The 10,672-nt window shown below is 64.5% G+C and carries 10 protein-coding genes and 1 other annotated feature; of the genes, 2 read left to right on the top strand and 8 right to left on the bottom strand.

Translation table 11 applies throughout. From position 1 onward, the window contains the following. Positions 1-42: 42 nt before the first annotated feature. The 5 genes from AWC14_RS12460 to AWC14_RS29970 form a co-directional block, all read right to left on the bottom strand. On the bottom strand, positions 43-384 hold the full coding sequence (locus AWC14_RS12460; RefSeq protein WP_142281677.1) for a hypothetical protein: 342 nt from the start codon (positions 382-384) through the stop codon (positions 43-45). A 211-nt stretch (positions 385-595) separates the two neighbouring features. Further along, complete coding sequence (locus AWC14_RS12455) at positions 596-1,021, bottom strand: hypothetical protein (protein WP_084024871.1); 426 nt, start codon at positions 1,019-1,021, stop codon at positions 596-598. A 117-nt stretch (positions 1,022-1,138) separates the two neighbouring features. Then, a complete protein-coding gene (locus tag AWC14_RS12450) occupies positions 1,139-2,425 on the bottom strand; it encodes a DUF7373 family lipoprotein (RefSeq protein ID WP_236723998.1) in 1,287 nt (428 codons plus the stop codon). A gap of 46 nt (positions 2,426-2,471) precedes the next feature. After that, complete coding sequence (locus AWC14_RS12445; protein WP_394334663.1) at positions 2,472-3,941, bottom strand: neutral zinc metallopeptidase; 1,470 nt, start codon at positions 3,939-3,941, stop codon at positions 2,472-2,474. A 173-nt stretch (positions 3,942-4,114) separates the two neighbouring features. Continuing rightward, complete coding sequence (locus AWC14_RS29970) at positions 4,115-4,882, bottom strand: sensor domain-containing protein (RefSeq protein ID WP_170925408.1); 768 nt, start codon at positions 4,880-4,882, stop codon at positions 4,115-4,117. 622 nt (positions 4,883-5,504) lie between these two features. On the opposite strand from AWC14_RS29970, the gene AWC14_RS12435 reads away from it, so the two are divergent. After that, a complete protein-coding gene (locus AWC14_RS12435; RefSeq protein ID WP_084031238.1) occupies positions 5,505-7,268 on the top strand; it encodes a hypothetical protein in 1,764 nt (587 codons plus the stop codon). Between the two features lie 264 nt (positions 7,269-7,532). Here AWC14_RS12435 and AWC14_RS12430 read toward each other — a convergent pair. After that, positions 7,533-8,794, bottom strand: a protein-coding gene (locus AWC14_RS12430) for an IS3 family transposase (protein ID WP_085989545.1) whose coding sequence is annotated in 2 segments (ribosomal slippage) — positions 7,533-8,491 and positions 8,491-8,794 — 1,263 coding nt in all. Because the reading frame shifts where the segments join, the coding sequence is not laid out codon by codon here. Then, positions 8,364-8,495: a sequence feature (AL1L pseudoknot), on the bottom strand. It overlaps the preceding gene by 132 nt. Positions 8,795-8,858: 64 nt before the next feature. Here AWC14_RS12430 and AWC14_RS12425 point away from each other — a divergent pair. Continuing rightward, complete coding sequence (locus AWC14_RS12425) at positions 8,859-9,197, top strand: lipoprotein LpqH (protein WP_158089903.1); 339 nt, start codon at positions 8,859-8,861, stop codon at positions 9,195-9,197. A 626-nt stretch (positions 9,198-9,823) separates the two neighbouring features. On the opposite strand, the gene AWC14_RS12420 is transcribed toward AWC14_RS12425, so the two are convergent. Then, entirely contained in the window at positions 9,824-10,249 is a 426-nt protein-coding gene (locus AWC14_RS12420) for an NUDIX hydrolase (protein ID WP_084025100.1), read from the bottom strand. Positions 10,250-10,323: 74 nt separating this feature from the next. Further along, positions 10,324-10,659, bottom strand: a complete 336-nt coding sequence (locus tag AWC14_RS12415) for a hypothetical protein (RefSeq protein ID WP_249026329.1) — start codon at positions 10,657-10,659, stop codon at positions 10,324-10,326. Between the last annotated feature and the right edge of the window lie 13 nt (positions 10,660-10,672).

The raw sequence follows: 10,672 nt of genomic DNA, 5'->3' as shown, positions 1-10,672 counted from the left end.
GGAGCCAACGACATGCCCGCACTCACCGCCTAACCCACCGGATCACGCAGCACTACACCACTTCCCGGGACTTGACCCGTGGAAAACAAGCGATGCCAACCCCTTGAGCGCGTCGTCGATAAATCCTGATACGACAACCGTTATCAGCAGGCCCACATAGGCACGCTCGCGCGTAACGGAAATCTTGCCCCGAGCCTTCTGCGTGATAAACCATGCCACGATGACACAGGCCGCCAGCGCCGTGAGCGTGAAGGCGACAAGCAGCCACGCAGGCAGGTCGGCGTGCGTATTCAACCCAGACGAGTCGAAGAAAGCCTCAACGCCGATCATCCACGCCACATAGACCGGTAGCAGCAGCACAGCTCGACGCACATTAATAGCCACGAGAACCCCTTATCCGACCGCCGTACAAAGCATCTTCGCCACCGCCATCAGAGTCCGGCGTAGGCCGGGGGTCTGCCGTGCGAAGGAATTCCCCAGCAACCAGACCGGCGACGCCGAAGCATCCGACACCCCCGGGCGCCGCCCACGCGCGGGCGGCCATTGGCCGGCGCTGGTGTTTTCATCAGTTGTTCCCGTTGAGCATATTGTCGATTCAGATGTCGGCGGTGCCTGCTGGCTGACTGCGCTGACGTGACCTGTGCCGCAAGGTGTTTACTCCCAGCGCTACGTACCAGAGGCCCATCGCCAGGAAGCCCGCGCCGCAGATCAGGTAGAAGACATCGCCCCAGTTAATTAAGGCCCAGACTTCGTAGCCGCCCAGAGCCAATGTGACAAGGCCTATCGCAATCGCTGCGCGCGGACTTGGCGTGGTGGTGGGCCATCCTCGTCTGGCATCGTTCCTCGAACGCAAGAGCCACATCAGCGCGGCCCCGGACCAAACTAGTGCCAACACCACCATCTCGATACGGAAGATCTGGTTGGTGGTGCGAAACGCCTCCCAGACAAATACACCGGTAAAGCCCAGATCTATCAGCACCCACATCGCGGCGTAATTGCGCAGCAGACCAGTTCTCATCATCCGTTCCCCTTGGGCGTGTTGTCCATCCACTTGTTGGCAGTGCCTGCTGGCTGACTGCGCTCATATGACATGTGCCGAATGTCTTTACTCCCACCGGTTTCCGCCTGCGCGCCGTACTCATTTGGCCGTCAACATGAGGTATTGGGCGGCAACGACCTGGTGCGCGTCGCGTTCCTGGGCTGCGGTCACCCGGATCGCGTAGCGATCGGCGGCGGCCACACACAGGTACCGAATACGGCTGTCCTGGTCCGGTTTCTGGCCACGGTCAAAGCAGCGCGCACCGGGTAGTCCGGTGATACCCGCTGAGGATTGGTAACCGTATTCGGGCACGTCGCTGCGCACGAGGAACTCGACAGCACGATCTGCTCCGGTAGGGTCTACGGCTTCGTAGACGGCGCTCCGGTTGATCACTAGGTGCTGCACCCCGGCGGCGGTGAACATCTTCTGCGTGTCGATTGGGTTATGGCGGAACTGTAGCGCCGCGTGCGGCTCGAACACCGCCCCGTGTGTGGTGTCGTTGGCCGCCACAGTGCGCGCCAAGAGCCCTGTGGGATCGGCCGCCACAGTAGCCAACTGGTCCGCCGGTGTCGCCTGGAAACGGTCAATCAGCGGGCCTTGTAGATCCAGCACGGTCGTGATCATCTGCGTGAGCGCGGCGACTGATTCCATCGCGCCCGCATCCTGGAACAGCACGTAAGGCCCGCGCGCGGTGAACACGTCGGCTTCGAAGCCTTTCGTCGTGTTGAGGTTATTGGCGATGGTGTCCGGGTGGTGCGGGATCGCGAGCCGGACTGGGGGTGCTGTGGTGTCGGGGTGCGGCATCGCGGCGTCTTTGGCGGCCATCTCGCTGGCGGCTGCTACGGCATCCGCAGGGGTGGCGAACCTCAGTACCATGTTGCACAGTGTCTTGCCCTTCTCGCCGGTCCCGGCCGGCTTGCCGGGTGCTGGTGGCAGCGACATCCGTTCGGTGGTGAACCCCGTGACGTAGTTGTGCGCCGCCACCGCAGGGGTCAGGTCGTCGCCCCAGAACGTCCGGACGGACTCCACGTTGGGCAGCACCTTGGTGTTGACGGGGACCGTCACCTGCAGGCTGGGGTCAACTTCCCAGGGGCCCACCACATTGTTGGCTATCCGCTCCGCTTCGATGAGCGCGCCCGCCTGCTCGTTGGCAACCTTTCCCAGCGGCGGACTGGGGCGGCGGGGATAGTTGCCCGGATCGAGCAGTGCCACATCCACCCCGGACGAGCCGGGTCTGACGCTGGCCTTGACGGCGCGGCCGTCGACGACCGTCGAGCATCCCGCCAATAGGGTCGCCGCAGCGATTGCCGTGAACACCCGCAGCACCGTTCGCCCCGGCCTGTCGGTCGACTTGAGCGCGTCGGGGCCCACACCGCGTGTTGGCATAGCATTACTCCACCACTTCAATCGGCCGCCGCGGTAGCGGCGCCGGTCAGGCTCTGAAATCCGCATAGCACCGCTCGATGCTGCCGGTGGTGAGGCCGGCGCGGAAGGCCGCAATTCGGTTGAACCCGGCGGGCACCGTTGTTCCGTCGGCGTCGCTGGCCGCTAGCCCGTTGCCGAGCAGACCCGCTACGGCTTGGTCGATGTCGCGTGACGTCAAAGACGTTGCCGCGTCCCCGCTTTGGCCGAGCTGCCGCTCCGCGATGCCGGTCAGGCAAGCGGTGCGCAGCGCGGTCGCTGTGGAGCTCATAGGTAGGCCGCGTTCGTGCTGAACGGCCAGCGCGTATCGGGAGATCAGCGCCGATATCGCCGTGTTGGTGCCCTGCAGCAGCACGTAGTCGTGGCGCTCATCGCCGGGTTCACCCAGTTTTTGCAGACCGGGCAGGTCGACGAACACGGTGTTTGAGGCCGGGCAATACGACACCGGTGTGGTCGATTCGGTGCCGGCGCATTGCGCTGGCTGCATCGACAGCGTTGGTGTGGTCTTCGGGGACAGGATCTTTGCGAGCTCGTCGATGAGCTGGCGAACGCTGGTCTCGGTGATCGGCCTGTCAGCCCGGCGCGCGCTGGCCGCCGGCTGCAACGCCTCGGGCAGGTTGTCGCGGCGCGCCTGGATGGACTCCATCGTGATGGCCGCGCATGCGGTGGCGCCCGAGGTGAAACCCGCCTGGAATGCCGCGACGCGGTCCAATGCGGTGCCGTGGCCTCGAGAGTCGTTGGCCTTCACTGACGCTGGGTCGCGGCTGGTGATGACGCCGGCCAGCACCTTGTTCAATCCATCGCCGGTGTCGAGGGTGAACCGCGGCGACTTGCCCTCGGCGACCCAACGCAGGTAATCCCCGGCGAAACAGTCGGCCTGCTGCTCGGCGACCAGAACAGTCCGGGATTTCTTGACCAGGTGAGCCATGCTTTGAATTGCGTGGCCGTATTCGTGACTGAGCACCCCGGTGACAGCGGCATCGCCGAAGTACTTCTGCACCACCGGCAAGAACGCTCCCCGGTCCCAGGCAATCAGCCAGTCACTGTCACAGAAGAACGCGTTGGTCAGCCCATAGGTGTCGTTGTCGCATATCGTCGGCGACGCCGGATTGTGGGAGTCGTAGGAGTACAAATCCGTCACCGGCTCATACTTCCCCGACAAGGTCCGAGGAAAGTTCACCCGCCAGTACTCCTCGATGTCTTCGACCGACAGGGCCGCCAGCTTATCGATCGGTCCCATGTCTGTCCCGTGGACGGTCAGCGTCAGCGCGGGAGCGTTGGCGCGTGGACCGCTGGGCACGTTGTTTATCGGCAGCCCGCCTGCCGTGGCGGGGTCGTAGATCGGCGACACCGCCCGTCCCTGCACGACGTCGGCGCAACCGGACAGCGCCACACAGCTTGCGGCTGCCACCAACACGGCGCGCCGCCACCCCCCACGCGGGGTAACCCCGGCCGGCCGCCTGCACGATGCCGGTTGCACGTGACCATCCCACCGGACGGACACCGAAGATCCCAGCCACAACCGGGATCGCCAGTTACCCCATCGAGCCGATCCCCGGCGGCCGCCACCTGGATGCCGTGTCATGCCGCCGGACTGGGTGTGGTGGAAACCGCTGGCCAGACCAGCCGTGTACCGCAGCAATGCACGCATGGTTACTGGACGCGCTGGGAGATCGCCGACGCGAGGGTGACCGCCTCATCGGAAGGGTGCGCGCTGCAGGCACTCACATCGATGACGACGTTGCTTTTCGAGGTCAGGGCGCGCTGGCACGAGAGACCACCCTGCGCAGAGATGCGTGCTGTCACGGTGTCACCTTGTCGCGAGACGTCCTGGATCGTCCATGTGATCGGCTTGTCGTGCTCTGGACCCAATACGACCGGCGCGAATCGGCAGCCCTGCCAGGCAAGTTCCTGTTGCGTCACGAAGTTGCCCGCGGACGAAGCTGCCGGGAAAGTGGTCACCCCATCAAAGACCCGATTGCTTTGATCATGCAGCGCCTGTACGTAGGTGGCGCGCCAACCCGAGCCCGCGTAGGCGTTTTTGGCCGCCGGAATCACTAACCCAACACACTGGGCCGGGTCAGCGTTATCGGTGTACATACCCGGCCCGGACAATTTGTCGATCGGGTCCATGGCCGTTGTGCCCATGACTTGAGCCACCTGGGCGGGATCGGGCAATAGTGTCGGGAGCGTGGCGTCGCTGACAAGACTGGGCGGCGGTGGTGGGGGTGGAGTCGGCGCAGCGGCAGATTTGGTCGGCGGGTTAGGGACCGGGACACCGTGGGACGCGGTTGCGGACCCGTTGTCCTTTCCGGTCGATGCGGCCACGGCGATGGTGACGGCGGCGACCGCCACGACCGCCCCGGTCGCCGCAAGCAGCCAGTGTTGCGTTTTGCGGCGCGCGCCACCGGCTGGCGGCATCGCCCATGGTGGCGGCGAGCCCCATGCATTCGGGTTCCCCCAGGGGGCCGAATTGTACGGCGCCGCACCGGGTCTCGGTCCTGCGTAGTGATTCACCGGGGCGGTTGCGCCGTGTCCCCACTGTTGGGGCCCCATTCGCTGGGAGGGTTGATGCTGGATGGGGGCTGGGCCGATGCCGGGCCGCGGGCGAAGTGCGACCGTGGGTTCTTCGGTCGACGGGCCGAAGCCGGTGGGGCTTTGCGGGTGAGTCGGCGAACTGATGGTGTGGGCCATCTTGCGGGACTCCTTGTGGGTGTGGGAGCCATCTCCGCTGGCCCCGAGTGCAACGAGTCAAACACACTAACCGTAGCGCTCGCAAGCCATAAACTGTAGCGGCGTTGTAGCGCCACTCCGATTGCGCACGTCTGGGCAGCGTACAGGGAATTTACCTCCACCATGCGGCACTATCAGGTACGGCAGTGCCCAGAATCCATGCGTAGAGAAGTGGCGTCCTGTAGCGATACGCTGGTGCTGTCGCCCATCGCACCGCTGCGCCGCACCAGTTCCGGCGGCCCCGCCCGCTATGGGCATTGGCCGCCCGATGCCCTGTCACCTGCATTTCGGAGGTACCTTTCCGTTCACCATGACGACCGACTGGTGGGAAGCGATGACCGCGCCCGAACGGGCTGACGCGCCGATCAGGGACCTCGTCGACGGCCTTGACGACATCGGCGCGCAGCCCATCCCCTACGGTCGGCTGCCTACCCGCGCCCACACCGTCTACTCTGCGGATCTCACGACCTGGTCGGATCTCGCCGGCGAGACCATCACGTCACTGCTCAACCGACCCAAAGGTGGCGTCGCCACGGTCCACGCCGTCATCGCCTGCGCGCAAGACGCCGTCGCGAAAGCCAGGGCGGTCCCGTCAACCGGCAATAGTGACGCTGCGTCGGCAGCCGCACAACTACTAAACCGCCTCACCGAACACGACCGGACCATTCTGTCGGCCCGGCTCTGGGCAATCCAGCCACAGACCAGTGAGGAGGTCGGCCGGGCGCTCGGCGCCAGCGGCGCTTCCGTTCTACGGCGCCAACCGAAGGTTGAACGTCGGTTCGCCGAGCTGCTCGCCGATCCGGCTCACCGCGATGTTCTCGCGCACGCCAAACAACTCAATCGCCTACTGGGACCATTGGTTCGGGAACAGACCATCAACACCACACTGCGCGACCTCGGGATCCACCCCAGCAGCCAGGCAGCACTGCTGCTGCTTCACGTCGCTGGCCCCTACGCTCGACGAAAGGACTGGCTCGAGGACACATCAACCGACGGACTAGCCACCGCTTCAGCGACCCTAGAGGCAGCACTCGCACGACTAGGAGCCCCGACGACTGCTGCTCTTGTGGAAGAACTCGGCCACATCGGCATGAGACCTGACAGCGTGGTGGACTTCGTCGAGAGCCGGCAGGGATTGCGACGCTTCGGCGACAAGTGGGTGCGATGGGGCACTTCGGCCGCCGACAAAGCCGAGGCGATACTGCACGTGTCCGAAACCCCCGCCTCCGCCGACTTGATCACCGCCGCGATCGGCGAAAACTATCATCCTCGGGCGGTGCGAGAGGCGCTGTTCGCCGATCACCGCTTCGCCCGGGCTACCCGACGAACTTGGGCGCTACGCCAGTGGGGACTCGACGAGTACGCCGGCGTCTTCGGCGAGATAGCAAAGCGCATCGACGCCGCCGGCGGAACCACCAGCGTCGCGGCGGTAGTTAGCGACATGAAGGCAAGGTTTCCCGACATAGCGGAGGTCTCGGTCCGCACCTATCTGGCTGCACCCGGGTTCATCGTCGAAGACGGCCTGGTGCGCAGGCGAACGGCAGACGATGGCTGGCCCCCCGTACCGCCGCTGCACGCAGCACGCGGCGTGTTCCGCAACGGAGGCAACGAGATACGGGTGTCCTTCGCCGTAACCCCCGACTTGCTGCGCGGCTCAGGCCAACCCATCCATGCCGCAGTGGCCACGGCACTGGGAATGAACCCCGGCGGCCAACGTGTATTTACAGGGTCACTAGGCGATATCACCCTCGCCTGGCGACTTTCCAGCACACACGGTCCCAGTGTCGGATCACTGCGACCCCTTGCGGCTGCCCTCGGTGCGAGCCGAGACGACACCCTCGTGCTGGCGTTCACGGTGCGCGACAACGCACTAGCTGCACAGCGGATTAAGTTGGACGAGGCTCCCCGGACCCGCCTGCAGACCCTGCTGGGTATACCCGTCCGCGATACCATTGCCGCACTGGCCCAAGGCCTTTGCTGCAAACCCCGCGAGGTTGCGCAGATCCTGCGCGACCGCGGCGACAACGAAATCCTCGAACTCGTCGACCAAGACCTGCGTTCAGCCGGCTTGTAGGAGCCCACGACGCCGAACCTTCCAGATGAACCGGACACTCGCTTTGCAAGGCCTGGCCGGGGTGAGCGGGCCGGCCCCCCTCGGTTACTCTTCGTTCTGCGACATGAGGAGCAGATCGTGAAGCGCGGATACATGGTCGCCGTTGGCGGCGCAGCGGTTTTCGGTAGTGCGCTTGTCGGATGTTCGAGCGGCTCACACAACGGGCCCAGCGCGCCGGCCGCGAGTGCACCGTCTGAATCGCCCTGGTTTTGATGGAGGCTCGTGCTATTGGATTTCGACCAGTGGGTGGTCGGTCCGTTTCGTAGCGTAGAACGCGGCCTCGAACTCTGCTGGAGGTACGTCGTTGAGGTAGCCGTGCAGTCGGCTGGTGTTGTGCCAGTGCACCCAGCTCAGCGTGGCCAACTCGACATCTTCGACGGTTTTCCATGGTCCTGGCCGGGCCGGTCCGTAGATGAGTTCGGCCTTGTAGTAGCCGTTCACCGTCTCGGCGAGGGCGTTATCGAAGCTGTCACCAACGGTCCCGATCGAGGGCACCGCCCCGATCTCGGCAAGGCGTTCGCTGTAGCGGATGGATGTGAATTGCGATCCGGCATCGGAATGACATCGCAACCCTGCCAACATCTTTCCGCGTGACCAGCGGGCCATTTCGATGGTGTCGAGCACCACGGTGGTGCGCATGTGCGAAGCGACGCGCCAGCCGATGATCATCCGGCTGAAGGCGTCGGTCAGGAAACAAACGTAGGCCACGCCGGCCCAGGTCGGCACGAACGTCAGATCGGTAACCCACAGCTGGTTGGGCGCGCTCGCGGTGAAGTCCCGGCCCACCAGATCGGGATGCCGTGGTGCACCTGGGCCGGGTTTGGTGGTGCGGACCCGTTTGCCACGGCGCACACCGGCGATCCCAGCCTCGCGCATCAGCCGGGCGATCTGGTCACGGCCGATGTCGTGGCCGGCGCGACGGGCGGCTTTCCAGAGCTTACGGGCGCCATACACCCGGTAGTTGTCCTCCCAGAGCTGCGTGATGACGGGTCGCATCACCGCGTCGCGCTGGGCCCGCGCCGACGGAGTTCGGGTCTTGTTCGCGTAATACGTGCTCGGGGCCACCTGCAGGCCTGCCGATCGCAGGACGGTGCAGATGGGCTCGACCCCGAACTCGTCGCGGTTCGCGTCGATGAACGCCACTATTTGCGGTGTTGGCGGTCGAGCTCCGCCCCGAAGAAACTGGCGGCTCGCTTCAGAATTTCATTGGCGCGCTTAAGTTCTCGGTTCTCTTGCTCGAGATCTTTGATCCGCTTGGACTCCGCGGTAGACACCCCGGGCGCGTACCCGTCATCGATATCGGCCTGGCGGACCCAGGCCCGCACCGACTCGATCCCATACCCGAGTTGGCGTGCAACCCGATGTACCGTCCCGTGCTCGGTGCCCAACTCGGCGCGCAACGTGCGGACCATCCGCACCGCGGCGGCCTTCTCCTCCGGGCTGTACCTGCGCGTCGTCGGCTTCCCTGGCGACTGTTCCTTCGGCATTGCTCCATCCTCGTTTCCAAGGTCAGGAGCCTCCAGGATTTCCAGGGCGATTCAGTCTGCCGCAGTGAAGGTCATCGTCGACGGCAAGGCCCGGCAAATCCAGAACACGGTCGAGTGTGTGACAGCCGCCAATATGGTCTTCGCCAACCTCGGCAGCCACCAAGACGCCATCGCCGTCACCCTCAGCGCAGGCGATAACCCGATGCTCCAAGATCTCACCCTCGGCACCGTCGATGGCCTGCCGCTGACATACAACGACTCAAATACAGGCCCCAAACCGACAGTCACCAAGACCGGACCCACCTACAAGATCGTCGGCTCGGCAACAAGCCCTGACCCTGCCGGTACTGGAACCGTGTCCAAGCCGTTCGACGTGGAATTCACCTGCCCCCCAAAACACTGAGCCCGCCTGGCACTTTCCCAAACCTCCCCAGCGGGCCCTTCGCCGCACTCTCCGGCCCCTCTTGAACTCCGATACTCTTCTGGTTATGCCACAGATCGGCCAGCTTGTCCGCTGCACCACCGGCGGCTGGATGACTTACCCACCGCAGCGCTGCTCCAACAATCACCCACTGGGACCTCGACAAGTCATTGTGGGCCACGCCGGCTGCAGCTGCGCCGGCGGGCACACCACCTGGTCATGCACCGCTTGCAGCGAAATCATATACGCGCCACCACTTTCCGTGCACTGCCGAATCCTCGACGGCCCATACCACCGCGAATAGTGCCGTTCCCCGCTCGGCCGCTGTCTCCACGCGGCGCTGCTTGGTAACCGTCCGCCCATGAACTGCGGGCAGACGAGAACCCCGCAGCTAATCAACCAGTGAGGAGCCGAGGATTACTGAAGCAGACGCTGAACAGCTGGGCCGCGCCGCGTTCCTGGCCGGTCGGCCAGCATCACCCCTCGCCGACGAGCGGATGTGTGCCGAACTCAAAGGCGCCGAGGTCGGCGAGAAAACACACTTGATGGCGGCCTTCAGTAAGGGCTGGCACGCGGAAAACATCTCCAAGCACGAGCGATAGCACAAGCTATCCCACGAGGTTGACTCCATCGTGGGCGCGAGAGTGGATGTCCTCGTCGAAGGCGTCCAGTACGCGCACCGCGAATGCTGGGGTCATCGAGGCTTTGACTTGCTCTGTCGTCATCCAACGAACTTCACGCGCCTCGGCGGTGGGGTGCGGGTCGCCGGCGGCGCGGCGGCACCGGAAGACAAGGGCGACGACGCCGCGGCTGAGGTTCTTGTAGACCCCACTGAAGCATTCCACCGTTACCAGTAAGCCTGTTTCTTCTAGGACTTCGCGTCGAACACCGTCTTCGAAAGATTCGTCTAGTTCTAGGACGCCGCCGGGCGGCTCCCATTGGCCGGTGTCGCATCGCTTGATCACGAGGACCTGGCCATCGGCCTTTATGACGATTCCGGCGACGCTGATTGAGTGTTTCGGTGTGGTTGCCAATTCGGGGGCTCCCGGGTCTCGGTTTCAGGCAGCGATGTGAGCACTCGCTGTTTTTGGTCAGCAGCTGCACTGTTTCAGCCGCGGTTGGGTTGCTCATACCACAGCAATCCTCCGGGCTCCGTGGCTCCCACCTCGTGGCCAGCCATCCACAACCAGTGGTCTGACTCGTAGCGCTGCGGCGACGCTGGAGGTAAATCGCCCGGCGGGAAGGGATTACTATCCTTCGATTCTCCGCGATGCGCGGCCGCCCTGCCCGCACAGAACGAGCAGTTGTCGTGGTCGTTGAAGTCACGCAGCGCCCGTTCGGTGATCTTCACGGTTCGCCCGTCGGGCAGCTTGAACTCGTGGGAGCGTCCCGGGGAGTGGTGTAAGTGATGGCGGCGTGTCGGTCCCTGACGTAAGAGGGCCATCGCGTGAGTCTCT

It is taken from the genome of Mycobacterium kyorinense, from assembly GCF_002101735.1.
GTDB classification, from domain to species: Bacteria; Actinomycetota; Actinomycetes; order Mycobacteriales; family Mycobacteriaceae; genus Mycobacterium; species Mycobacterium kyorinense.
Note: the sequence above shows the minus strand (reverse complement) of the source record. Positions and strands in the feature narration are given on the sequence as shown.

Bases quoted from the DNA above. Each gene is read 5' to 3' on its own strand.
- AWC14_RS12455 (WP_084024871.1), bottom strand. From the start codon at position 1,021: ATGATGAGAACTGGTCTGCTGCGCAATTACGCCGCGATGTGGGTGCTG.
- AWC14_RS12450 (WP_236723998.1), bottom strand. From the start codon at position 2,425: ATGCCAACACGCGGTGTGGGCCCCGACGCGCTCAAGTCGACCGACAGG.
- AWC14_RS29970 (WP_170925408.1), bottom strand. From the start codon at position 4,882: ATGCCGCCAGCCGGTGGCGCGCGCCGCAAAACGCAACACTGGCTGCTT.
- AWC14_RS12435 (WP_084031238.1), top strand. From the start codon at position 5,505: ATGACGACCGACTGGTGGGAAGCGATGACCGCGCCCGAACGGGCTGAC.
- AWC14_RS12415 (WP_249026329.1), bottom strand. From the start codon at position 10,659: ATGGCCCTCTTACGTCAGGGACCGACACGCCGCCATCACTTACACCAC.